The 23,597-nt window shown below is 58.0% G+C and carries 24 protein-coding genes, 2 tRNA genes and 1 pseudogene; 11 read left to right on the top strand and 16 right to left on the bottom strand.

Annotated elements, in window-relative coordinates:
* Nucleotides 1–65: 65 nt before the first annotated feature.
* Both FHC48_RS02785 and FHC48_RS02780 read right to left on the bottom strand, forming a co-directional pair.
* A complete protein-coding gene (locus tag FHC48_RS02785; protein WP_021240847.1) occupies nt 66–572 on the bottom strand; it encodes a CS1 type fimbrial major subunit in 507 nt (168 codons plus the stop codon).
* Between the two features lie 75 nt (nt 573–647).
* Nucleotides 648–1,391: a hypothetical protein gene (locus FHC48_RS02780; protein ID WP_023292856.1), complete on the bottom strand. Its 744-nt coding sequence runs from the start codon at nt 1,389–1,391 to the stop codon at nt 648–650.
* A 308-nt stretch (nt 1,392–1,699) separates the two neighbouring features.
* Between FHC48_RS02780 and FHC48_RS02775 the strand changes: the two genes are divergently transcribed.
* Entirely contained in the window at nt 1,700–2,452 is a 753-nt protein-coding gene (locus FHC48_RS02775; protein WP_008499907.1) for a winged helix-turn-helix domain-containing protein, read from the top strand.
* Nucleotides 2,449–2,925, top strand: coding sequence for a hypothetical protein (locus tag FHC48_RS02770; RefSeq protein ID WP_008499906.1), 477 nt, complete (start codon nt 2,449–2,451; stop codon nt 2,923–2,925). The genes FHC48_RS02775 and FHC48_RS02770 overlap by 4 nt, the downstream gene beginning before the upstream one ends.
* A 56-nt stretch (nt 2,926–2,981) precedes the next feature.
* Here the strand turns inward: FHC48_RS02770 and yccA are convergent, their stop codons facing one another.
* Nucleotides 2,982–3,641, bottom strand: a complete 660-nt coding sequence (yccA, locus tag FHC48_RS02765; protein ID WP_021240844.1) for an FtsH protease modulator YccA — start codon at nt 3,639–3,641, stop codon at nt 2,982–2,984.
* A gap of 270 nt (nt 3,642–3,911) precedes the next feature.
* Between yccA and FHC48_RS02760 the strand changes: the two genes are divergently transcribed.
* From FHC48_RS02760 to FHC48_RS02750, 3 genes are all read left to right on the top strand, one after another.
* Complete coding sequence (locus tag FHC48_RS02760) at nt 3,912–5,540, top strand: ABC transporter substrate-binding protein (protein WP_059363185.1); 1,629 nt, start codon at nt 3,912–3,914, stop codon at nt 5,538–5,540.
* A gap of 130 nt (nt 5,541–5,670) precedes the next feature.
* Nucleotides 5,671–5,758, top strand: a tRNA-Ser gene (locus FHC48_RS02755).
* 290 nt (nt 5,759–6,048) lie between these two features.
* Entirely contained in the window at nt 6,049–6,306 is a 258-nt protein-coding gene (locus FHC48_RS02750; RefSeq protein WP_008499869.1) for a YjhX family toxin, read from the top strand.
* Nucleotides 6,307–6,407: 101 nt separating this feature from the next.
* On the opposite strand, the gene FHC48_RS02745 is transcribed toward FHC48_RS02750, so the two are convergent.
* The 5 genes from FHC48_RS02745 to FHC48_RS02725 all read right to left on the bottom strand — a co-directional run bounded on the left by FHC48_RS02745 (nt 6,408) and on the right by FHC48_RS02725 (nt 11,449).
* Nucleotides 6,408–7,244, bottom strand: coding sequence for an alpha/beta fold hydrolase (locus FHC48_RS02745; RefSeq protein ID WP_045406726.1), 837 nt, complete (start codon nt 7,242–7,244; stop codon nt 6,408–6,410).
* Between the two features lie 155 nt (nt 7,245–7,399).
* Complete coding sequence (locus FHC48_RS02740; protein ID WP_008499867.1) at nt 7,400–7,618, bottom strand: acyl carrier protein; 219 nt, start codon at nt 7,616–7,618, stop codon at nt 7,400–7,402.
* A gap of 17 nt (nt 7,619–7,635) precedes the next feature.
* Entirely contained in the window at nt 7,636–9,069 is a 1,434-nt protein-coding gene (locus FHC48_RS02735; RefSeq protein ID WP_059363186.1) for an AMP-binding protein, read from the bottom strand.
* Nucleotides 9,066–10,184 (bottom strand): MBOAT family O-acyltransferase, encoded by a 1,119-nt coding sequence (locus tag FHC48_RS02730; protein WP_059363187.1) that lies wholly within the window; start codon nt 10,182–10,184, stop codon nt 9,066–9,068. The genes FHC48_RS02735 and FHC48_RS02730 overlap by 4 nt, the downstream gene beginning before the upstream one ends.
* Before the next feature lie 128 nt (nt 10,185–10,312).
* Nucleotides 10,313–11,449 (bottom strand): D-alanyl-lipoteichoic acid biosynthesis protein DltD, encoded by a 1,137-nt coding sequence (locus tag FHC48_RS02725; RefSeq protein WP_059363220.1) that lies wholly within the window; start codon nt 11,447–11,449, stop codon nt 10,313–10,315.
* Nucleotides 11,450–11,727: 278 nt separating this feature from the next.
* Here FHC48_RS02725 and FHC48_RS02720 point away from each other — a divergent pair.
* A tRNA-Ser gene (locus tag FHC48_RS02720) sits at nt 11,728–11,815 on the top strand.
* Between the two features lie 44 nt (nt 11,816–11,859).
* On the opposite strand, the gene FHC48_RS02715 is transcribed toward FHC48_RS02720, so the two are convergent.
* The 3 genes from FHC48_RS02715 to hpxO are packed head-to-tail and all read right to left on the bottom strand — an operon-like array spanning nt 11,860 to nt 15,013.
* Nucleotides 11,860–12,795: a PDR/VanB family oxidoreductase gene (locus FHC48_RS02715; RefSeq protein ID WP_084833562.1), complete on the bottom strand. Its 936-nt coding sequence runs from the start codon at nt 12,793–12,795 to the stop codon at nt 11,860–11,862.
* An 11-nt stretch (nt 12,796–12,806) separates the two neighbouring features.
* A complete protein-coding gene (gene hpxD, locus FHC48_RS02710; protein WP_059363191.1) occupies nt 12,807–13,841 on the bottom strand; it encodes a molybdenum cofactor-independent xanthine hydroxylase subunit HpxD in 1,035 nt (344 codons plus the stop codon).
* Nucleotides 13,842–13,858: 17 nt separating this feature from the next.
* On the bottom strand, nt 13,859–15,013 hold the full coding sequence (hpxO, locus tag FHC48_RS02705) for an FAD-dependent urate hydroxylase HpxO (protein WP_021240834.1): 1,155 nt from the start codon (nt 15,011–15,013) through the stop codon (nt 13,859–13,861).
* A gap of 239 nt (nt 15,014–15,252) precedes the next feature.
* Between hpxO and uraD the strand changes: the two genes are divergently transcribed.
* Nucleotides 15,253–15,753 carry a 2-oxo-4-hydroxy-4-carboxy-5-ureidoimidazoline decarboxylase gene (uraD, locus tag FHC48_RS02700; RefSeq protein ID WP_048963249.1) on the top strand — a complete coding sequence of 167 codons (501 nt, stop codon included), beginning with the start codon at nt 15,253–15,255 and terminating at the stop codon, nt 15,751–15,753.
* Nucleotides 15,750–16,073, top strand: a complete 324-nt coding sequence (uraH, locus tag FHC48_RS02695; protein ID WP_048963250.1) for a hydroxyisourate hydrolase — start codon at nt 15,750–15,752, stop codon at nt 16,071–16,073. The genes uraD and uraH overlap by 4 nt, the downstream gene beginning before the upstream one ends.
* On the opposite strand, the gene guaD is transcribed toward uraH, so the two are convergent.
* Together guaD and FHC48_RS02685 are read right to left on the bottom strand one after the other, a co-directional pair.
* Nucleotides 16,053–17,372 carry a guanine deaminase gene (gene guaD / locus FHC48_RS02690; RefSeq protein WP_059363193.1) on the bottom strand — a complete coding sequence of 440 codons (1,320 nt, stop codon included), beginning with the start codon at nt 17,370–17,372 and terminating at the stop codon, nt 16,053–16,055. The two genes, uraH and guaD, sit on opposite strands and share 21 nt — an antisense overlap.
* A 99-nt stretch (nt 17,373–17,471) precedes the next feature.
* Nucleotides 17,472–18,968 (bottom strand): NCS1 family nucleobase:cation symporter-1, encoded by a 1,497-nt coding sequence (locus FHC48_RS02685; protein WP_008499855.1) that lies wholly within the window; start codon nt 18,966–18,968, stop codon nt 17,472–17,474.
* Nucleotides 18,969–19,112: 144 nt separating this feature from the next.
* Between FHC48_RS02685 and FHC48_RS02680 the strand changes: the two genes are divergently transcribed.
* The 3 genes and pseudogenes from FHC48_RS02680 (at nt 19,113) to puuE (ending at nt 21,516) form a co-directional block, all read left to right on the top strand.
* Nucleotides 19,113–19,829 (top strand): GntR family transcriptional regulator, encoded by a 717-nt coding sequence (locus FHC48_RS02680; protein ID WP_021240830.1) that lies wholly within the window; start codon nt 19,113–19,115, stop codon nt 19,827–19,829.
* Nucleotides 19,829–20,699 (top strand): annotated as a pseudogene (gene hpxA / locus FHC48_RS02675) (allantoin racemase). Before FHC48_RS02680 ends, hpxA begins: the two are co-directional and overlap by 1 nt.
* Nucleotides 20,584–21,516, top strand: coding sequence for an allantoinase PuuE (puuE, locus tag FHC48_RS02670; protein WP_023343720.1), 933 nt, complete (start codon nt 20,584–20,586; stop codon nt 21,514–21,516). Before hpxA ends, puuE begins: the two are co-directional and overlap by 116 nt.
* 115 nt (nt 21,517–21,631) lie before the next feature.
* On the opposite strand, the gene hpxZ is transcribed toward puuE, so the two are convergent.
* The 3 genes from hpxZ to hpxX are packed head-to-tail and all read right to left on the bottom strand — an operon-like array spanning nt 21,632 to nt 23,597.
* The gene (hpxZ, locus tag FHC48_RS02665; protein WP_008499851.1) at nt 21,632–22,018 is read right to left on the bottom strand and encodes an oxalurate catabolism protein HpxZ; all 387 of its coding nucleotides are present in this window, start codon (nt 22,016–22,018) and stop codon (nt 21,632–21,634) included.
* Nucleotides 22,015–23,412: an AtzE family amidohydrolase gene (locus tag FHC48_RS02660; RefSeq protein WP_059363197.1), complete on the bottom strand. Its 1,398-nt coding sequence runs from the start codon at nt 23,410–23,412 to the stop codon at nt 22,015–22,017. Before FHC48_RS02660 ends, hpxZ begins: the two co-directional genes overlap by 4 nt.
* Nucleotides 23,409–23,597: an oxalurate catabolism protein HpxX gene (gene hpxX, locus FHC48_RS02655; protein WP_008499849.1), complete on the bottom strand. Its 189-nt coding sequence runs from the start codon at nt 23,595–23,597 to the stop codon at nt 23,409–23,411. Before hpxX ends, FHC48_RS02660 begins: the two co-directional genes overlap by 4 nt.

The raw sequence follows: 23,597 nt of genomic DNA, 5'->3' as shown, positions 1-23,597 counted from the left end.
CCTCGACATCATCCTGACGTCAGAGGGTGGGCACCCTCTGACGTTATTCCTTAGGTGCTGTGGTGTTACGCACCGCCTTCCGTGGTCGTCGCCTGCGTCAGCATCAGGCTGACAACGCCGCTGTACTGACCGGTTTTCAGAATGCCTTTGGTGGTCTGGGAAATGGTCAGCGGCAGTACCGCAGAACCGTTTTCAATGCTCCCCGGGAACAGTTCGGTACCGGTGTATTCAACATCTGCGGTAGAGAGGGTTTTATCGCCCAGCTTCACCGTCATAGGGATGGTTTCAGCACCGTCGGCATTCGCCAGCTTCGCGGCGCTCACCAGACGGACTTTCACGTTGCTGGTGGCGGAGTTAGACCACACCTTGGTATTCAGACGGTAGCTTTCCAGACCGCGGCCAGGCAGGTACTGCATATCGATGCTTGCCGGCAGCGGCGTGTTATCGGCCTGAGTCATATCCAGCTGTGAATCAACGCTGGCGTTGACGGTAATATCTTTTTGAATCGCCAGCGCGCTAACGGACGTGGTCATCGCGGCAACAATCATCAGAGGTTTAAAGTACTTACGCATTGATATCTCCATATTTACAAATGAGCACCCTGGCTCTTTAATCAAACCCTGTGGGGTTTTTACGGTGACGTCGTGTTATTGCACGACGGGTAAATCAGCTTCTTCAGCGCTTTTATTCAGCCAGTTGAAGTAGCGGAATTTATATTTCTGGCCTTGTACCTTCGTGAGCGTTTTTAATTTCCGTTCGGTGTCCGGATAAATCGTCGCGTCTTCTTTAATCCATCTACACGATGAATCCGCATCACAAACACCGATCTCCCTGAGCGGCACGCGCAACGTGCCGTTGTTTTTTAACGTTCCCCTGAGAGGGTCAATCGTCAGTGAAACCACGCTTTTTTCCGGTGCGAGATGGATCAGGGCGCCCCAGATCACATTGACGCCCAGTCTTGCCGTCGCCGCAGGGCTTTCTGCCTTGCCCGGAATAATGCTGTCAGGCTGCTTTACGCCTTCAAAATAGACGCGCCAGGTCGTCTCTTTTTCCGGTGGTGCAAGCGATACCAGGCGAACCACGCGCATTGCGCCTGCCGCAAGGGCGAATTTTTCCGGTGTGACAACAACGCCACCTTCTTTCCACGAGGCCACATCAATCTCTTTTTCCTGGGGCGTGCCGGGATTAAGAATTTTCTTTTGCCTCACTCGAATGAACTGAATATCATCCGTTTTTGACGCCACCTTAATTTGCGCCGCACCGGACTTATCCACGTTAAGTTCCATGGGATACACGCTCATATTGGCCAGTGCCATTTCTGAGAAAAATGGCAATGACAGCGCGGCGATATAAAAGGCAGTTGTCTTATTCACACTATTTTTCTGTTTCACTTTCTGTCCGCCTGCGTTGAGTTCATTCCCGGCGCATTCACAACGGGACACCCTCTGCTAACGTATTGCTTCAGGGCAGGGAAACTTTAACCAGAACAGCGGTTTGTGAAAATTTGTATTAATTAACTCGTTATATACAGTTTTTTATCCTGCTTTCCTGGCTTTAAGGTTGTATAGTTAAGCGAAAATACCGCGACCCGGGATGGGGAGAAAACTCCTTCTGATGAAAAAACAATCAGTTCAGGAGGCGATTTTCTTGTCGTTGTATCAGGGATTAAAAAGCATGCGGTAACAGCCGAGAATAAAAGATGTTTTTTATATGCAATAATTCGTTGTTATTCGATCCTGAAGCACATGCAATAAGTATTGTTGGGCAACCCGAGTCTGTATTAACGCTTTCGGCTCCGGCCGTTCGTCTTTTACAGGAGTTTATTCGTCATAAAGGGCGCGACCTGAGCCGGGAAGAGTTGATCACTCGCGTGTGGGAGGAGTTCGGCTTTACGCCGTCGGGAAATAACCTCAATAAGGCGGTAAGTGAATTACGCAAAAGCTTCCACGCCCTGGGCGACAGCCACGACTATATCGTGACCGTGCCCCGGTTTGGATTCCGCTTTGACGCCGACGTTATTTTTAAGCCCGCAGAGAGCGTTACGCCCGAAGTATCTCAGCCGTCCGTTGAGCAGCCGTCAGGATATAAGCGTTTATCCAAAAAGTGGTGGCTGGTTTTAGCGGTATTAACGACGTCAGTCGTGGGGTTTAGCCTGTTTTTTAGCCGACAGCTTGAGATAACCGTACCCGCAACACTCAAACCCGTTAAGGAAAAAATAGCTGGCTGTCGGCTCTGGGTGATCAACGATCATGGCCGACCGCTGGTGTTATCAAAATTGGCCGAGCTGCTGAAGAAAAATAACGTCGCGTGCGAGCGCGAGGAGTACAACATTTATTATTTCAGCGCCCGCTTTTCGCTTGCCGCCGCCGATGAGGTTTTCATCGGCGCCTGCCCGGTGAGTGAAGCCAGCCTGTGTAAAACTATTCGCTATAAAAGCGGGGCGGAAGAATGAAAAACAGACTTCTGTTCGGACTGGGTGGCGCAGTCGTTGGCGGGGCGTTTGCGCTCTTTATCTACACCGGCGGAGCCTATAAGCGCGATGCGCTGGCCTGCAGCACCGAGTTTAATTTTACGCGCAATCAAGGAAAGGCAAATGAAGTGAAGGTCAATGCCGTTGCCCAGTTCTATTTTCATCGTAACGGCACCGGCCTGACCACCTACAAAGGCGCTGCAAAGGCTGAAGGTAAGAGCCTGATCGTTGACAGGGATGTGGATTTTACGTGGGAGCGACGGGACGATGATAAGGTAATTGTCCTGAGCTACACCAAGACCTGGCGTCGACACAATGACAACACCCCTGATGCCCAGTGGGGAAGCTTTGCCAGCCCGACCGCACGCTACTATCTCACGATCTCTGAACTCTCGCCTTCCGTATGGCTGATTCAGGACCGGCGTTACCCCACCTATATTTGCCGGGGTGATTAAGGCATAAAAAAAGGAGAATGCCGGGGGCATTCTCCTTTTTGTTTCAGCAGGTCAGCTTAGTCGCGGCTGGCGAAGCCCAGGATGCTCAGCAGGCTGACGAAGATGTTGTACAGCGACACGTACAGGCTCACGGTGGCGCGGATATAGTTCGTCTCACCGCCGCGAATGATGTTGCTGGTTTCAAACAGGATCGCGCCGGAAGAGATCAGAATGAATACGGCGCTGATCGCCAGGTGCAGGGCAGGCAGCTGCAGGAAGATGTTGGCCACCATACCCACCAGCACCACCACAACACCCGCCATCAGCATGCCGCCGAGGAAGGACATGTCCTTACGCGTGGTCAGCACGTAGGCCGAGCAGCAGAAGAACACCAGCGCGGTACCGCCCAGCGCCATACCAATCACGTCACCCATGCCGGCGGACAGATACGCGTTCAGGATTGGCCCCAGGATGTAGCCCAGGAAGCCGGTGAAGGCAAACGCGGACAGAATACCGACCGGTTTGTCAGCGGTTTTGTAGGTCAGGAACATCAGGCCATACATGCCCACCAGGGTCAGGATCAGCCCCGGAGACGGCAGCATCAGCACGGTGCTGGCGGTGGCGGTGATCGCCGAAAACGCCAGCGTCAGGCTGAGCATGAAATAGGTATTGCGCAGCACCTTGTGGGTGCTGAGTAGCGATGTGCGGTCGCGTGAGGAAGTAATTATACGATCCATGAGTCACTCTCTTATGACAGATGTAATTAACGGAAAGAATAGGAAACGGCGCGTCACTCTCAAAGTGGTTTTACCCATCTTTACTCAGCAGGTTAGCGCGGGACCTGGTTGTTTCTTCTGCATAAATACGTTTCACCAGTATGAACAGCGGTTTGACGCGATTAATCAGATCAACCTCTTATAGGTTACTGAAAATTATTGCGTTATTACCATAAGGCCGCTAAGAGTTATTTCCGGATCGTCACAAAAACAGACAATAAGGCGAAGGACATGAAACCACAAACACGCACGCGCTTTACGCTCTCTTTACTTACCGCCGGGATCCTGTGCGCCAGCACGGCGACCTGGGCGGCTAACGTGCCGGCAGGAACCGCGCTGGCCGATAAACAGGAACTGGTCAGGAATAATGGCAGTGAACCGGCTTCGCTCGACCCGCATAAAGTCGAAAGCGACATCGAATTCAATATTATCAGTGATTTATTCGAAGGTCTGGTGAGCGTTTCCCCGTCGGGTGAGGTCCAGCCCCGGCTGGCGGAAAAATGGGAGAACAAGGACAACACCGTCTGGACGTTCCATCTGCGTCCGGGCATCACCTGGAGCGACGGCACGGCGATTACCGCAGAGGATGTGGTCTGGAGCTGGCAGCGCCTGATTGACCCGAAAACGGCGTCACCGTACGCGAGCTATCCGGGCAACATGCATATCGCCAACGCGGCCGATATCGCTCAGGGGAAAAAATCCCCCGACACGCTGGGCGTGAAGGCCATTAACGACACCACCCTGGAAGTGACGCTCACCCAGCCAAATGCGGCGTTCCTCGCGATGCTGGCGCACCCGTCGCTGGTGCCAGTGGATAAAGTGCTGATTGGCCGTTTCGGCGAAAAGTGGACCAAGCCTGAGCACTTCGTCAGCAGCGGGGCGTATAAGCTGTCGCAGTGGGTGGTCAACGAACGCATCGTGGCGGAGCGCAACCCGCGCTACTGGGATAACGCGCACACCGTGATTAACAAGGTGACCTACCTGCCCATCACGTCCGAGGCCTCGGATGTGAACCGCTATAAAGCGGGCGAAATCGATATTGTCTACACGGTACCGATTAACCAGTTTGCTCAGTTGAAAAACACGCTGGGCAGCCAGCTGGATGTTTCCCCGCAGCTGGCGACCTATTACTACGAATTCAATACCACCCGACCGCCGTTCAACGACGCCCGCGTGCGCAAGGCGCTGAACATGGCGCTCGATAAAGACATCATTGCCGGAAAAGTATTAGGGCAGGGGCAGCGCCCGGCGTGGCTCATCAGCCAGCCGGACATCGGCGGCGTCAAGCTCCAGAACCCGGATTACGCCAGCTGGCCGCTGGACAAGCGCATCGCCGAGGCGAAAAAACTGCTGAACGAGGCCGGATATAACGAAAGCCATCCCCTGAGCTTCAACCTGCTCTATAACACTTCTGAATCGCACCAGCGCATCGCGATTGCCGCCAGCTCCATGTGGAAGAAAAACCTCGGCGTGGACGCGAAGCTGCAAAATCAGGAGTGGAAAACCATGCTGGATACCATGCACACCCACAACTTTGACGCGGTGCGTTACGCCTGGATTGCCGACTACGACGACGCGGCGACGTTCCTGAACAACTTCCGCACCGGCGACAGCGAAAACACCAGCCAGTACAGCAATCCGGAATACGACCAGGCGCTGGTGAATGCCGCAAAAGCCAAAACAACGGAAGAGCGGGGTAAGTTCTACCAGCAGGCGGAAGATCTGCTGGGACGCGATGTGCCCGCCATTCCGGTGTATCACTACGTCCGTACGCACCTGGTTAAACCGTGGGTGGGCGGCTTTACGCCGGATAAGCTGGGGTACTATTACACGAAAGACATGTACATCAAGAAACACTAAGCCTGTGCTGATAAAATCGTCGATGTGTTGTCAGTTCAACCGATTAAACACGTTTTGACTATTTTTACAGCGAACGATTGCTGGCACTCTTTACAGCACGCGGTGAGGTGTTTATAGTTCGCCTCACTCAGGAAGTGTGGCCGAGCGGTTGAAGGCACCGGTCTTGAAAACCGGCGACCCGAAAGGGTTCCAGAGTTCGAATCTCTGCGCTTCCGCCAGATATAAACCCCAGGTTACTCGTTGACCTGGGGTTTTTCTTTTGGATTAGCCGATCCGCCTCACATTTTTAAGACCCGGTTATTTCCCTGTAAAACCCCGGCGTTATCATTCACCCCGTAAATACCTTTTCATCGCTTACCGAGGCTTTGATGCTGGAGAATGTTTTCATCAGATAATCAGCTTCCCGCCCATCTCAGGACGGACTGGTTATCGCTGCGCTTAAACCTTACGCACGCACCTGCGGGTGTGGGCTCGTTTTTACGCATGATGATTACACAGGTTTTCCAGTATGAATTTATCCCGTCAGGAACAACGTACCTTACACGTTCTCGCCAAAGGTGGACGTATTGTGCACGTCCGCGACAGTTCTGGCCGCGTCACGTCCGTTGAGTGCTATACCCGTGAAGGGCTGGTGCTGAGCGACTGCACGCTGAACGTCTTCAAAAAACTCCGCGCCAAAAAGCTGATCCGATCCGTGAACGGGCAGCCTTACCGCATCAACACCACCGGGCTGAACAACGTTCGCGCCCAGCTGGATAATCGCTAAGCGGAATAAACAACGCCACCCTCGGGTGGCGTTCACGCATTGAGCGGGATATCGTGGCGTAGGCCGGGTAAGCGCAGCGCCACCCGGCAAGAAACGCGGCGTTATGAGCGAATAAAGGCCAGTATGTCCGCGTTGATAGTATCCGCATGGGTAGTATGCATCCCGTGCGGGAAGCCCGGATAAATTTTCAGCACGCTGTTCGCCAGCAGCTTGTCCTGGAGAAGGGCGGCATTTTTATACGGCACAACCTGATCGTCATCGCCCTGCAGCACCAGAACGGGAACGGTGATGGTTTTCAAATCTTCCGTCTGGTCGGTCTCTGAAAACGCCTTAATCCCCTCGTAGTGCGCCCTGGCGCTGCCGATCATCCCCTGACGCCACCAGTTCTGGATCGTACCCTGCGAAACGTCGGCACCATCGCGATTAAAACCGTAGAAAGGACCGCTGGCAACGTCGAGATAAAACTGGGCGCGGTTAGCCGCCAGCGCTTTGCGGAAGCCGTCGAAGACCTCGATCGGCGTTCCGCCGGGATTCGTCTCCGTTTTGACCATCAGAGGCGGGACGGCGCTGACGAGCACCGCTTTGGCGACGCGCCCCTGCGGCTGGCCGTACTTCGCAACATAGCGGGCGACCTGGCCGCCGCCGGTGGAGTGACCGACGTGCACGGCATTGTGCAGATCCAGGCTTTCAACCACGGCTGACGCATCGGCCGCATAATGATCCATATCGTGGCCTTCACTCACCTGGTCCGATCGTCCATGTCCGCGGCGATCGATAGCGATAACGCGATAGCCTTCTGCCAGGAAGAAGAGCATCTGGTTATCCCAGTCATCGGCACTCAACGGCCAGCCGTGGTGGAAGACAATAGGCTGAGCCTCTTTCGGACCCCAGTCTTTGTAATAAATGTTGACGCCGTCTTTCGTGGTTACGAATGCCATACCGCAGACTCCTCTGTTAAGAACAACACGACCCCTAAAGTGTAGGAGAAATCCCAAAAGCGGTTGGTTTAATTCCGGTGAAGGATATTCATTTTGCGTCTGGGCTCTGGCGCGATGCGCCAGAGCCTTCAGGGCAGGATTAACAGCAGGGGCGTTTAGCGGTTTTCTTCAATATAGCGGGCCAGGTCCGCCGGGGTTTTCAGCACCGTCGCCACGTCTGTCGGCGGGATCATGCAGCCGTAAACGTCCTGCACTTCCAGCACCATATCGACCGCCAGGATGGAGTCGAGAATGTCGGATTCAATCAGCTCATCGTGAAAGCCCACCTTACGGGATAACACTTTTTCGAACAGGGCGAGAATTTCTTGTTCCATAATTTTTCCTGGAGTCATTAATTTGTGCGGGCGTAAGCGTCCAGCAGCTTGCGGTCAATTTTGCCGTTAGGATTCAGCGGCAAAGCGTCTTTTACGATAATTTGTGACGGCACCATATAGTGGGGAACCACCTTCGACAGCGAGGTTTTGATGGTATCCGGCGCCAGTTCTGTCACGCAGAACGCGGCAATGCGCAGCACGCTGCCGCAGGGTTTCATCAGTGGCATCACCACCGCTTCGTTAATCCCGGACATCGCCAGCAGGCGGTTTTCAATTTCGTTGATTTCAATACGGTAGCCATTCAGTTTGACCTGGCTGTCGTTGCGTCCCTGGCAGTAGATAAGCCCCGCTTCATAGCCCAGATCGCCGGTCCGGTAGCCGCGAAATGCTTCATTTTCCCGACGGAGTAATTTTTCTGCGTTCTCCTGCGGCAGGCCGAGGTAGCCGCGCATGACGTTTTTACCCCAGATAATCAGCTCGCCCTCGGCGGAAATTTCCATTCTGCTCTCAGGCATCATGACCCCCACCGGCAGCACGGCGCTGTCGCTGTTCAGGATCGCATCCGTGATCTCGACCACGGTGGTCGCGATGGTCGCTTCCGTTGGGCCATAGGAGTTAATAATTTTGGCCTGCGGGAAGCGGCGGCGAAGCTGTTTAACCAGCGCTTTATTCAACACTTCACCAATGAAGATAAAGACGTTGAGTTCAGGTAAATACTCGCTGTTGAACTGCGGGGAAAGCAGCTGCTGGTAAGCAAAAGAGGGGGTGGAAACCCAGGCGGAGACGGCGTTGCTTTTCAGTCGTTCCAGCCAGTTCGCTTTCTGAATATCGTCTTTGGCGTTCAGCACGATGTGTCCACCCATCGCCAGATTCGCCAGCAAAGGGATCAGGGAGAGGTCAAAACTGAACACCGCGTGGTTCATCAGGACCGGTTTTTCCGGCAGCGAAAAGTCCTGGCTGACCCATTTCATGAAGTGCCACACGCTTTCACGCCCAATCTGCACCCCTTTAGGCTTGCCGGTGCTGCCGGAGGTAAACATGATGTAGGCCAGATCCTGCTCCTCCAGCACCTTGCCCGTCTCACCCGTGGCGATGAACTGCCGGGTCGCGACATCGTAATAGTAAGGGGCGCTGGCCAGGTGGCAGATCTCCCGCAGGCGCTCCTGCGGGTATATGCAGTCCACCGGAATGTACGGAATGTTGTGCAGCAGGCAGCTATAAATCGCCACGGCGAACTCGGCCTGCTGGTGTCCGTACAAGACGACCGGCGTACCGGCAACAGGCTGGCTACGCTGATAGCGCTGCGCCCAGTCCGTCACGGCAGCGGAAAGCTGCAGCCAGCTTAAGGCTTCGTCGCTGCCGCTGATGGCCAGCTGCTGCGGGGAGGCGGGATCGCATAATGCCGCACGCAAGAAATCCTGCATTTCCTGAAGATCGGAGAGATTTTTCATAGAGGTGACATTCCACTAAAGATGTAAAGGGCGCCCGCGGCGCTTCCCAGCGTCAGAATGCGCCCTAAAAACGCAACAGCCGGATACTGCAACCCGCGGTGTAACGCCGGGCTGCGTTTGGCTGACCACAGCAGCATGTTGTGCGCGACAGAAATGGTGCCAAACAGCGCGCCGCTGATGACGTAATGGCGTTCCAGGCCATTCCATGCCCCCATGCAAAACAGGGTGCAGAAAATACCGATATTTTGCGCCAGCGTTTTGTTCTGACGGAAAAAATTGAACTTCATCAGGTTCATATAAACGGGCATAAAGACCACATCGCGCAGCCATTCAGACAGGCTGATGTGGAAGCGGCGCCAGAAATCCTGCGGGTTCTTTGCCAGAAGCGGCATATTGAAGTTTGCCGGGATGTTGAGCCCAAACAGGCGGCCCGCACCGATGGCCATATTGCTGTAGCCCGCAAAATCAAAGTAGAGGTAGGCGCTATAGGCAATCGACATCACCACGCCCACGGTCAGCGTAAACGGCTTATGGCTCCAGGGCTGTACGACCAGCGAATCAACCAGCATGGCAAACAGGAACTTCTGGATAATGCCGGTAATGATTTGCTCCAGCGCCACTAAAAACTGTTCGCGGTTAAGGGCAAAGACGGGCTTGCTGACGTCGTTCATCCATGTCCGCCAGCGGTACATTGGGCCTGCCAGAATAATAAAGGGCATAAACAGATAGCAGAAATAGCGCAGGAAATTCTGCCCTTCTTTTTTACTGCGATAGAGCAGCACATCCACCGCGCGGAATGTCATAAAAGAGAGGCCGATCATGCCGAGATGATGATTAAGGTGCAATTTCACCAAAAATAAAGGAAGCAGCGTTAACACAATCGCCTGCCAGGTTTTTAACCATCCTTTTTCTTTTAACGCGGCGACTAGATAAAAACTGATAAAAACGACCGCGGGAACACGGTAATCACCCTGAAAAATATAGCCCCAGCCTAATGCGGCCATGACGGATAATGCCGATAAATACGTCAGGCGATGGCGTAATAGGCGATTGACCAGCGCAAACGCCAGGGCGGATGAAAACAAACAGACAAAAAACATTCCTGAGCTATACATCATTCGGCCTCAGAACTTTTGATATTCAAAATGCAGTTGCATACTCATACTGTCATCGACAGAGGTCCACGCGACGATGGTGATCGCCAGCAGGAGATAAAGGAAAAAAAGACGGATCGCGATTTTCATTATTTAAAGCTCTGTGCAATAAAGCGAATCATAGGAACCCAGGCCAGTTCGGAGGGGTGCAAACGATCCCAGTTCCAGCCATTCTGATAAGGCATGGCGTACATATCTAAATACGGGATCTGGTTCTTTTCCAGAATGGTTTTAATTTGCTTATCCACCGGGCGGAAGGTATCGGTGTTGTAAAGCGCCCAGGGGTTAACCGGGTCGACGATAGCAATCACCTGCACGTGGTGTTCTTTAAGCAGCTGGACGGTTTTACTGAAGGCAGCGATTTGCGCAGGCACGACCGGCGTGTCATCCCACTGCTGCCGCGTACCGTCCTCCTCGTAAATCGTTTTGTCCATCCACAGGGTGGCCGCGCTCTGCTGGCGCTTTTTATTTAACTCGCGGGCATTCGCCAGCTCTTTATCCCAGTCAGGGGCAATGTGGGTGGTTGGCTGTGGCGGCCACGGCTGTTCCGTCCGGGGCGTGACGTGAAGCAGCGCCAGCCAGTCGTTTTTTATCAGGGTGCAGACGTTGGCAAACTGGAAACTCACCTCGTCCCATATCAGATCGGGGTGCCAGCCAAAGACACGCATTTGGCCAAAGGTTAAATGGCTTATTTCTTTACTCTCAATATGTTTTAAATAATTAACCAATATTGGGCGTGCCTGCGGATCCTTCATCAAAGGAGTAAAAACAGAACCTGGGAAATTATCGGCATAGATAGCGGGAGGCAGGCCTTTTGAGTAAAAGCTGTCAGGTGCCAGCAGCAAAACAACTTTACTGTTTGCGTTAAGGCTATTTTTAAAACGTGAGAACAGTAAAAACTGCGTTTCGTCATCGACAAACGCATCGCCATACGCCACGACGGGTTTGTGCAATTGCTTATTAAAGTAATTATAGACAGCGTAATGTTCATCTTCTGACGTCGCCACCTCAGACGCACCAATGAAGAATATCGCATTCCCTTCTAAGGCATGAGAAATAGTGGCAATTTTTTCCGCCTGTTCTTTAGGCGTGCCCGCCATTGATTTAATCAGCGGCTGGAAGGTAAGCGGCGGATCGAAGCTCGCCACCAGCGGGTGAAGACAAAGAAACAAAATGGCCAGAAACGCCATCAGAAAATGTAAGCAAAGCGTATTTTTGATTTTCATCATCAACCAGTAACACTGCATGGCAGTAATGTCTTAAATCTGCGGAAATTCAGATTTATAACAATTACACAACAAATGGCCGTCTATTTTTGTGGCATTCTATACCAGAGCGATTTAAAAGGATGAGCGTTGCTGTGTTACGGTATGTACAAGGTCGCGGAGAGTGATGTGAAGTCAGCGTTTGGGTGACTTTTTGCGCAGTCAAACGCCCGTGGGGAAAAATCGAAAAATTCCTGCTTTACAAGGCGCTAATAGATGTTTATAGTGCGCCTCACTTTGGAAGCGTGGCCGAGCGGTTGAAGGCACCGGTCTTGAAAACCGGCGACCCGAAAGGGTTCTAGAGTTCGAATCTCTACGCTTCCGCCAAATTTGAAAACCCTGCGATAGCAATATCGCAGGGTTTTTTCGTTTTACAGCCCAATCACCAGCTCCCCGGAATAGCTTCGCGAACAGCACAGCGCCACCTGCTGGTCCATCGCGCCTTTTTCCGCCTCTGACTGCACGCTATCCCGGTGATCCACCACGCCGTCAATCACCGGCGTCAGGCAGGCGCCGCAGATCCCCATCTCACAGGAAAGCGGGACCGCCACGCCATTTTCCTGCAGCACCTGGGCGATGGTTTTATCCGCAGGCACCGGCCAGCGCTCCCCGGTGGAGGCCAGTTTGACCGTGAAGATCTCCCCGGTTTCACCGCCTGCGGCGGGCGCAACGGGCTGAAACGCCTCGCTGTGAAGATGGGCGTCATCCCATCCCTTTGCCGTGGCGACCTCACGCACTTTTTCCATAAAACCTGCCGGACCACAGACCCAGGCGTGAAGGCCCGATTCGGCCGCGGGGAGATGTGCCGCCAGCGCTGTGCGCGGGCTGGCGGTATGAATGAGGCACTCACCGAGCCGGGAGAGTTCGCGCGTAAACGCCGCGCTTTCCCGGTTTCTGACGTAATAATGCAGCGTGAACGGCGTTCCGGTCGCCTTCAGCTGCAGGGCCATCGCATACAGCGGCGTAATGCCAATCCCCGCCGCCAGGAGCAAAACCCGCTCTGCCTGCTGCAGCGGAAACAGGTTGCGCGGAGCCGATATCATCAGCTTCTGCCCGGGACGCAGCGTCTCGTGAACGTAGCGCGACCCGCCGCGCGAGGCGGTTTCACGCCCCACGCAAATAAGATAGCTCTCGTCCCCACATGCTCCGGTCAGGGAATACGGGCGCACCACGCCGCAGGGCAGGTGGACATCAACGTGCGCCCCGGGCTGCCACGCCGGCAGCGCTTCGCCGTTATCAGCCACCAGCCTGACGGCGAGGCTTTTGTCGCCCTCGCGCCACAGCCCGTCAACAATTACGCTCAGCATATTGGCCTCCGTCATACCAGGAAAAACTCGCCAAAGCCCATTTTCTTCAGCCCCCGACGGTAGGCAATCGAGCTTTTATCGGCGGGGATATGCGCTTCCAGCGTCAGGTCCAGCGGCAGGTTTTCCGGGCGCTGGGTTTCCACCATCAGGCGATCCTCTTCAAAAATCCGCAGGTTGAAGGCATGCACATCTTCCACCGGAATATGCAGGTCAAAATTGCGGGCAATAGGGGCGAACATGCGGGTCACGCGCGATGACACCGGCGACGCGGCGTTCATGATCACCAGCCGCGATTCACCTGGAAAATGAATCGTCAGGGTGGCGGTGAACGGCAGGTGCATTTCAAAATGGCGCAGCCACTGGAACCCTTCCGGAGCCTGCACGGGGGAACTGGCGGGATAGTTGCTCACGGCGCTCCAGTAATCCGCCACGAAGCCGAACGGCGTCTCCTGTGGCTGATAGGCAGGCACAAGCTGATTATTGGGGTCGGCAAAGGTTTCGGTGTGGATCCACGCAAAGTGCGCCACGTCCAGAAAACCTTCAACCTGACGTCCGGCAAAGCCGTTCACCTCAAACGCCGGGCAGTTAATCTGCTGAAATCCGTCGTCATCCCAGTGCGGCATGGTGGGCAGCGGCGCGGGTTTTTCCGGATCATAGGCCAGGCAGGCCCAGATCAGCCCGAACCGCTCTTCGACCGCGTAGTTAATCAGGTTCAGCTTCGCCGGAACGGGCTGATCGGGGCTGGAGGGAATACGGTTGCAGCGCCCGTCCTCCCCAAAGCGTAAGCCATGATAGGGGCAGATAATCCCGTGCTCGTCGTGAAAGCCGAGCGTCAGCGGCACGCCGCGGTGCGGGCACACGTCACGGGCGACCACGACCTGGTCGTTAATGCGGTAAATCACCAGCTGCTCATCCAGCAGCGTCGCTTTGACCGGCGCCGGACCGACGTCGCAGGCGCGCGCGACCGGATGCCAGCATTTCGCCAGACGCAGCCAGTCCTCTGGCTCAAACGTACAGTGGGCGGGTGGGGTCGGTTCTCTTTTCATCGTTGTCCCTCTTATGTTCAGCCTAACGGGCCGCCCTGAATGGTCTCGCACAGACCGTTGATGATGCGCTCTCCGGTCTCCTCTTTGAGCTCCTGATACCAGGCCTGCGTCAACGCCATATCTTTGCCGTGGGTGACGTCGCAGCGCTTGCGCGCCTTCAGCACCAGGTCGCGTACGCGGTCGCAGCGCAGCGCCTCGTACTGCCGCAGCGCCAGCGTGATGTTGTGGTTTTCACGCAGGCATTCACCCAGCACCACGGCGTCTTCCATCGCCGCGCAGCCGCCCTGGCCGATATCCGGCGTGGTGCTGTGCCCGGCATCGCCCAGCAGCGCGACGTTGCCGCGCACCAGGCTGTCGAACGGCTCAATGTCGTGGATTTCAATCCGGTTGGTCGTTTCAGGATCCAGCGCCGCGATAAGCTTCTGCACCGGCGGCGCCCAGCCGCGGAAGTAGCCCGTGAGATCGGCGCGCAGGGTGGTGCGATCCTCCGCCAGGCCTGCGGGCAGCGGCACGTCAAAAAAGAAATAGAAGCGTCCGCCGGAGACGGGCATCAGCGACACGCGTTTGCCTTCGCCAACGAAGGTGGTCCACTGGTGCGCCGGGGCGATCTCTTCGTCAATCTTCACCAGCCCGTTCCAGTTCACATAGCCCGCGTAGCGGCGCTCCGGGGTGTATCCCAGCACGTACGGGCGAACCGCCGAGTGGCTGCCGTCGGCGGCAATCAGGAAATCCCCGGCGGCGGTGGTGCCATCGGTGAAGGTCACGCTCACGCCCGCGTCGTCTTCATGGACGCCTTCGACGCGCTTGCCGAACTGCACCTTGTCGCGACCCCAGAAGTCCAGCATTTCGCGCTGAAGCTCAGCGCGCGAGACGGGGCAGGGGCGCCCGCCGGTACGCTCAACCAGCGGGGCAAGGCTAAAGCGGGTCAGGGTATCGCCGCGCCGGTAATCCTTGTAGGCCATAAAACGCATCGGCCCGCCCCAGGTCTCGATGATGTCGCCCATGCCGAGGTGCTGCATGCATTTCACGCCGTTAGGCCAGATGGAGATGGCCGCCCCGACGGGCCTGATCTCCTTTACGGCTTCAAACACGGTACAGTCGATGCCCGCTTTCTTCAGCGCGACGGCGGCGCTCAGGCCGCCAATACCCGCGCCAATAACGATTGCTTTCATGCTTCTCTCCTTTTGCAGGGTGTAAAGACAGTCAGCAATTTGCGTACCAGGCTGCAGCATGGCGAAAACAGCGTTGTAAGGGAGACGTTTGCACTGCTAAGGTGCGTAAACGCGGTGAGCGTGCCTTTTTATGAATCAAAAATTTCCTAGTCGACCTTGTGGAATCGACTGTTTCACGCCTGTGCTCAGGGTGGCGTGGTTTGTGCAATAGCCTGGAGAAGGACAATAAAGGAGACACTATGATCGCACTGCACGACTTTAATCATCTTCCCCACGAACAGGCGTTAGCGCTGATTCACCCCTGCGTGGCGCTTCCCCGCTGGGCCGATGCGCTGGTTCACGGGCGGCCTTACGCCAGCCGGGACGAATTGTTCAGTACGGCGAAATCGCTGATGCAAAACTGGGACGAAGCGGCGCTGGCGCAAGCCCTGAGCGCCCATCCGCGCATCGGGGAAAAGCCAGCGGGTTCAGCGGCGGAGGCGGCGCTGTCGCGCCAGGAGCAGGGGGCGGTGAATGACCGCGATGCTGCTCTTGCCCGGGCGCTGCGTGAAGGCAACGCCCGCTACGAAGCCCGCTTTGGACGCGTCTTTCTGAACCGCGCGAAGGGCCGCAGCGGCGAGGAGATATTACAGGCCCTGCACGCGCGGCTGGGGAACAGCGACGCGCAGGAAATCCGTGCCGCGCTGGAACAGCTGCGGGAAATTACGCTGCTGCGCCTGGAAGGAGTCATCCACGAATGAGCACACTCAGCACCCATATTCTCGATATTTCGACGGGCAAGCCCGCGGAGGGCGTGACGGTTCATCTGCAACAGGACGGGAAGACGCTGGCCACGGGCGTGACCAACGCCCAGGGGCGCATCGCCGCGTTCGTCCCCTCTCTGCCCGCGGGCCGCTATCGGCTGGTGGCGGAGATCGGGGCGTGGTTTAGCGATACCGGCCGGAAGACGATCTATCCCTGCGCGCACATTGAGTTTGTCACGGGAGAAAGGGCAGACGAACACTTCCATCTGCCGTTTGTGATTGCCCCGGGCGGATGGTCAACCTACCGGGGCAGCTGACCATACCCGCTCGCCGTTGACCCAGGTCTCGCTGATGTTGCGCTCGTCGCCGAGGGTCATCAGCACGAAAAGCTGCTCGTAGATATCCTGACAGCGCCGATTGCGCAGGCGCTGCAGCGGCGTGACGTTGGGGTCGATAACCACAAAATCCGCCTCTTTGCCTGCCGCGAAGTTGCCAATCTTGTCATCCAGCCGGAGGGCATGCGCGCCGCCCAGCGTGGCGTGGTAAAAGGCCTCGCTGGCACGCAGGCGGTAGCTTTGAAGCTGGCCGACCTTGTAGGCCTCTCCCAGGGTGCGCAGCATGCTGAAGGTGGTGCCCGCGCCGACGTCGGTGCCGATGCCCATCCGCACCCTGTGCTGCCAGCAGGCGGGCAGGCGAAACAGCCCGCTGCCGAGAAACAGGTTTGAGGTGGGGCAAAACGCCACCGCCGAGCCGGTGTCATGCAGGCACTGCCACTCGCTGTGGTGCAGATGGATCGCGTGGGCAAACACGCTGCGCTCGCCGGTCAGGCCGTAGTGGTGATACACGTCCAGATAGCGCTCATGCTCCGGCCAGAGATCGCTCACCCAGGCCACTTCGTTGGGGTTTTCGCTCAGGTGGGTCTGCAGCCAGGTGTCCGGGAACTCCTCTCTGAGCAGGCTGACCGCCGCAAGCAGCTCGGGTGATGAGGTCGGGGCAAAGCGCGGCGTAATGGCGTAGCCCAGCCGCCCACGGTGATGCCAGCGATGGATCAGCGCCCGCGTCTGCCGGTAGCTCTGCTTCGCGTCTTCGCTCAGGTAGTCCGGCGCGTGCCTGTCCATCATTACTTTTCCGGCGATAAGGCGCATGTTGAGGCGCAGGGCCTCGGTAAACAGCGCCTCAACCGATTCCGGATGCAGCGTGCAAAACACCAGCGCGGTGGTGGTGCCGTTGCTCACCAGCTGCTGAATGAAAAATTCGGCGATCTCTTTCGCGTAGGCCTCATCGGCAAACTGGCTCTCCACCGGGAAGGTGTAGGTGGTCAGCCACTCCAGCAGCTGTTCGCCAAAGGCGCCGATCATCTCCGTTTGCGGGTAATGGACGTGGGTGTCGACAAAACCGGGCAGCAGCAGCCTGCCGCGCAGGTCGGTGTAGCCCTTGTGGGGGTCAAGATACTGCTCGCCCTCCTGCCACGGCATCTGCGCCAGAATTTTTCCGTTCTGGATAAACAGCAGGCCGTCCTCAAGGTAGCGCGCGTGCCGGGCAATGGCGTCTGCGCTGTCGCAGACCCGGGCAATATCAAAAAATGCACCGCGTATCGCAGTCTGGTATTCCATCATGGTTCCTGCCTTAGTGTGTGCGTAGCGGGGTGGGAAAGCTCAGCAAGAACGGTGCCAGAATGAACGGGCCGCAGATACGCTGCGGCCAGAGGGGAGGGGTTACTCTTTTTGCGTCGCCACGCGGGAGCCAAACGACGTCGCGCCAGCCGTCTCGCGCTCTTCCCGCGCCAGCCAGCGGTAGGTGACGCCGCCGAGGAAGACGCCAATAAACCAGCTGAAGTTTGCCACCTCATGCAGGGCCGGGATAAAGCTAATGACCAGGCCCACGGCAACGGACGGGATCAGCGCGCCAATGGCTTTCGGGTTGAAACCGTTGCGGTACCAGTATTTGCCTTTTGGCGTGTCGTCGAACAGATCGTCAACCGACACCTTGCCGCGCTTAATCAGGTAGAAGTCGGCAATCAGAATGCCGAACAGCGGGCCGATAAACGCCCCGAGCACGTCCAGGGTGTAGTGGATAAGCTCCGGCGAGTTGAACAGGTTCCACGGGGTAAGCAGGATCGAGCCGACGGCGGCAATCATGCCTCCGGTGCGGAAGCTGATTTTCTGCGGCGAGCAGTTAGAGAAATCAAACGCCGGGGAGACGAAGTTCGCCACGATGTTGATCCCGATGGTGGCGGTGATCATCGTCAGCAGGCCAATCGCCACGGCCAGATCGTTACCCACGCGGCTGACGGTTTCGATCGGATCGGTGATCATGCGGCCAAACAGCGACTGGGTGCCGGAGACAATGACCACGGTGACGATGGAGAACAGCAGGAAGTTAAACGGCAGCCCCCAGCGGTTGCCGCGGCGGATCTCACCCATGCTTTTGCCGTAGCGGGAGAAGTCGCCAAAGTTGAGCAGCGGGCCGGAGAAGTAGGAGACCACCAGCGCCGTGGCGGTGATCATCTGCCAGGTCTGCTCGCCCGCGCTCAGGGATTTGCTGGCGAGGGTAAAGGAGATCCCGTCAAAACCGGTCTTGTATACAATCCAGCCGGCGAGGGCCAGCATCACCACATAGACCGCCGGACCGGCGATATCAATAAAGCGCTTGATGGCGCTCATGCCGTGCCAGAAGACCATCGCCTGCAGGACCCACATAATGGCAAAGCAGATCCAGCCCAGATGCGACAGGCCCAGGAATGCGCCGGTAGTGAGTGAAGAGAGCGATGGCCAGAACTTCAGCGCCACCAGCATCAGGGCGTTGGCGGCGAGATAGGTCTGAATCCCGTACCACGCGAAGGCAATCAGCCCGCGGATCACCGCCGGGATATTGGCCCCGAACACGCCGAACGCCTGTCGACTGATCACCGCATAGGGCACGCCCGCCATCTGGCTCGGTTTGGCCACCAGGTTGGCGCACAGCTGCACGATGCAAATCCCCACCAGCAGGCAGAGCAGCACCTGCCAGCTTGCCAGCCCGAGCGTAAAGAAGCTCGCGGCGACCACATAACCCCCCATGCTGTGAACGTCCGACATCCAGAACGAAAAGATGTTGTACCAGCTCCAGTTCTGGTCACGCGTCGGTGCCAGATCCTCATTGCAAAGACGTGGGCTGTAAACCGCACCGGAATCAGCGGCCGTACCCTGCTGCGCGTTTTGACTGTTTGGCATGAAACCTGCTCCTGTGAATGAAAACCCGTTGAGTGGGAGTGCAAACGGTGTTGCAGGATCCAGGCCAAAATAATAAATCTTGTATGCAATATTTTATTTTTATGTATACGATTCGATAACGGAAAGTAAAATTCGGAGTGGTGAATGAACAACATAAACGCCCTGCAGACCGCGCCAGACCTGCATGACAAAGACGAAACCATCTTCCAGGCGCTGATGACCGCGATTGTCGAACACCAGCTGCTGCCGGGGAGCAAATTGCCGGAAGAGGCGCTGGCAGAGGTCTTTGGCGTGAGCCGCACGGGCATCCGCAAGGTGCTTCAACGACTCGCCGCTGTGCAAATGGTCACCCTGACGCCCAAGCGTGGTGCACACGTCGCCAGCCCCACGGTGGAAGAGGCGCGGCACATCTTCCGCACCCGCGCGCTGCTGGAGGTCGCCAACCTGCCGGACGTGCTGGCGCACTGCCAGCCGCCGCACCTTGCCGCGCTGGAGGCCATTATTCGCCAGGAGCAGCAGGCGCACGAGGCCTATGACGGTCCGGCGGCAATTCGCCACTCCGCCAATTTCCACATTCAGCTGCAGGCTATCTCCGGCAACCAGGTGCTCACGGAGATGGTGACCGGCCTGAGCCAGCGTTCTTCGCTGGTGATCGCCACCTGGGGCGCGCCGTGGCGTCAGGGATGCCGCTGCAACGATCATGAACAGCTGGTGGATCTGCTGCGCCAGAAGGCGCTTGAGCCACTAAGCGATGCCCTCATGCACCATTTTGAACATATCGTCGCCAGCCTCTGCTTCGAGCGGGCGGGCGAGTGCCTGCCTGATTTTGCCCGGCTGTTTGCCGGCCACAAGGAGTCGTAATGTCTGTCTGTATACAAGTGATCAACCCCAACACCAGCCTCGCCATGACGGAAACCATCGGCGCGGCGGCCCGCGCGGTGGCGGCGCCGGGGACGGAGATCCTCGCGGTCTGTCCGAGCGCGGGCGTGCCGTCTATAGAAGGCCACTTCGATGAGGCCATCGCCGCCGTGGGCGTTCTTGAACAGGTCAAGCTCGGAAGAGAGCAGGGCGTGCACGGTCACGTCATCGCCTGCTTTGGCGATCCGGGCCTGCTGGCGGCGCGCGAGCTGGCGCAGGGGCCGGTGGTGGGCATTGCGGAAGCCGCCATGCATATGGCGACGCTGATCGCGACGCGCTTTTCGGTGGTCACCACGCTGCCGCGCACGCTGATCATTGCCCGTCATCTGCTGCACCAGTATGGCTTTCAGGACCACTGCGCGGCGCTGCACGCTATCGATCTCCCGGTGCTGGCGCTGGAAGACGGCAGCGGTCTGGCGCAGGAGAAGGTGCGCGCGCGCTGTATACAGGCGCTGCAAGAGGATGGCTGCGGTGCCATCGTGCTGGGCTGCGGCGGCATGGCGACCCTGGCGCAGGAGCTGACCCGCGAACTGCGCGTGCCGGTGATCGACGGCGTCAGCGCGGCGGTAAAGATGGTGGAGTCGCTGGTGGCGCTGGGGCTGTCGACCAGCAAGCACGGCGATCTGGCGTTCCCGGAGAACAAAGCGTTAAGCGGACAATTTCAGGCATTGAATCCATTTTAAATTTTGGGGGTGGCATGGGGCTTTTCGAACAGGATTATCCGCGGGATCTGCGCGGCTACGCGGGCAACCCGCCGCACGCGCGGTGGCCGAATCAGGCACGCATCGCCGTGCAGTTTGTGCTCAACTATGAGGAAGGGGCGGAAAACCACGTTCTGCACGGCGATGCCGGATCCGAGCAGTTCCTGTCGGACATCATCGGCGCGGCCAGCTACCCGGACAAACACATGTCGATGGACTCCCTCTACGAATACGGCAGCCGCGCCGGGTTCTGGCGGATCCACAATGAATTTCAGAAACGCGGCCTGCCGCTGACGGTCTTTGGCGTGGCGATGGCGCTGGCGCGTCACCCGGAGATTGTGGAGGCGATCAAAGCGGCGGATTACGACGTGGTCAGCCACGGCTGGCGCTGGATCCACTATCAGAATATGGACATCAGCCAGGAGCGCGAACACCTGCACAAGGCGGTGCACGTTCTGACCGACCTGTTCGGCAAGCCGCCAACCGGCTGGTACACCGGGCGCGACAGCCCCAACACGCGCCAGCTGGTGGTGGAGCATGGCGGTTTTGACTACGACAGCGACTACTACGGCGACGATTTGCCCTTCTGGACGGAGGTGGCCTGCAGCGACGGCTCCCGCAAGCCGCACCTGATCGTGCCGTATACGCTGGATGCGAACGACATGCGCTTTGCGACCGCGCAGGGATTTAACACCGCCGAGCAGTTTTATACGTACCTGAAGGACAGTTTTGACGTGCTGTACGAAGAGGGGGAAAGCGCGCCGAAGATGATGTCCATAGGCATGCACTGCCGCTTGCTGGGACGACCGGGGCGTTTTCGGGCGCTGCAGCGGTTCCTGGATTATGTGCAGCAGCACGAGCGGGTGTGGGTCTGTACCCGCCAGCAGATTGCCGACCACTGGCGGGAAGTGCATCCGTTTCAGAAGTAAGTGTGCGATGTTTTGCCGGGTGGCGGCTGCGCCTTACCCGGCCTACAGGGCCCACAGGGCATACGGAACATCGTAGGCCCGGTAAGCGCAGCGCCACCGGGCAGGTTTTTCAGCGTTACACCATCAAACTCACCTGCGCCGCCACAATGCGCCACCCGTAGGCAAACCGCACCCACGTCTGCTGCTGGCGGCCAATGCGTTCCGTGCTCTCGCGGGTAAATTCGGTGCTGCATACGGCATAATCCTCCCCGAAGGTGGTGATGACGGTGTGGCGCAACGTCCGCTGCAGCCCGGCGGCGGGGCGCGCCGCACGAAAGGCGCGGATTTCATCGATCCCGTACAGGTTTTCACCCGCCCCCAGCCGCACCGTGTTTTTGTCGTGCCAGAACAGCTCGTCCAGCACCGCAACGTTGTTGCTCACCAGCGCGTCCTCATAGCGGTAAAACGCGGCCGTCACCTCGGCAACCACCCACGGGAGGTTAATGTCATCGTGATTCATCATGCTGCTATCTCCGCCGGGCGGGCATCGGTGATGCCGCTCTCTTCCAGAACCCGCGCGACGCGCAGGCAGGCCTGCTCGTTAAACGGCGCGGCAATCAGCTGCAGGCCAATGGGCGCGCCCTGCGCGGTGCGCAGCGGAACGGTGGTCACGGGCAGGCCTAAAAACGAAATCGGCTGGGTCAGCATCCCCATGCTGGCGCGGATGGGAAGCGGCTGACCGTTAATCTCCATGGTCTGCTCGCCGATCCGCGTGGCGCTGCGCGGCGTTGCCGGGGCAATCAGCACGTCGGCCCGTGCAAACAGCGCGTGAAACGCCTGCCGTGCCTGCGCGCGAAACCGCTGGGCCTGAATGTACCAGGCGGAAGGGATCATCGCCCCGGCCAGCAGGCGTTCGCGGGAGTGCGGCTCAAAACGCTCGGGCTCGCGGCGAAGCGCGGGCAGGTACTGATTTCCTCCCTCGGAGGCGCTGATGATAAACGCCGCGGAACGCGCCAGCTCGGCGTCAGGAAACTGAAGCTCATCCTGCACGTCGAGCGCCTTCGCCACCCGCGCCACGGCGTCTCTGGCGTCCGCGTCGCACCAGGTGGTGAAGTAGCCGCCGAGCACCGCGCAGCGCAGGCCGTCAAGCCCGCGGTCAAGCAGGGGGCGCGTCTGTTCCCGCGAGCTCTCTGCCTGAAAACCGTCGCTGGTGTCCCGGCCCTGCAGCGCGTCGTACACGGACGCCAGGTCGCATACGCGGCGCGCAAAGGGCCCGATATGATCCAGGCTCGCGACAAACGGATGGCTGCCGGATCGCGACAGGCGGCCAAAGGTGGGCTTCAGGCCGTAGATGCCGCACAGGGAGGCCGGAACGCGAATTGAGCCGTTGGTGTCGGTGCCGAGCGAAAAGTGCACCAGCCCGGCGGCCACCGCGGCGGCTGAACCGCCGGACGACCCGCCCGCAATACGCGTCAGATCGTGCGGGTTACGCGTTGCGCCGTAGTGGCTGTTCTCGGTGGTAAAGCCGTAGGCGTAGGCGTCCATATTGACCATCCCGGTCAGCAGCCCGCCCGCGCTGCGCAGCTGGCGCACGGCGAAGCTGTCGGCGGCCGCGGCGGGGCGCTGGCTGAACAGCTCGGCCCCGGCGAGGGTGGTGTGACCGGCAACGTCGAACAGGTTTTTCACCGCGTAGGGCACGCCCGCCAGCGGCGGCAGGGGGCGCTTTTCGCGCCGCAGGGTGTCGATGTTCTCAGCCTCGGCGAGCATGCGTGCTTCCGTCACGGCGGTCCAGGCGCCGATCTGCGGATTCACGCGCGCAATCGCCTCCAGCGTCTGGCGGGCAATCTCGCGAGCGCTCAGCTCCCCAGCGCTCAGCGCCTGCTGAATAGCGCTGATACTCATCTCGTGTAGCGTCATGCTTTATACACTCCTGCAATCTCCAGACGGTCGTCGAGCGGCAGCGCCATCAGCGGGGCGGCCATGCTGGCTATGCGGCTAAACTGCAGCTGCAGCTCGGCCCGGCGGGCGTCATCCAGCGTCACGCCGAGTACGGTTTCCATCTGCGCCAGGTACGCCTGCCAGTCGGGTTGGTGTGTCGTCAT

The organism is Enterobacter sp. EC_50, assembly GCF_019584525.1.
GTDB lineage: Bacteria > Pseudomonadota > Gammaproteobacteria > Enterobacterales > Enterobacteriaceae > Enterobacter > Enterobacter roggenkampii.
This window is presented reverse-complemented; position numbering and strand designations above follow the sequence as displayed.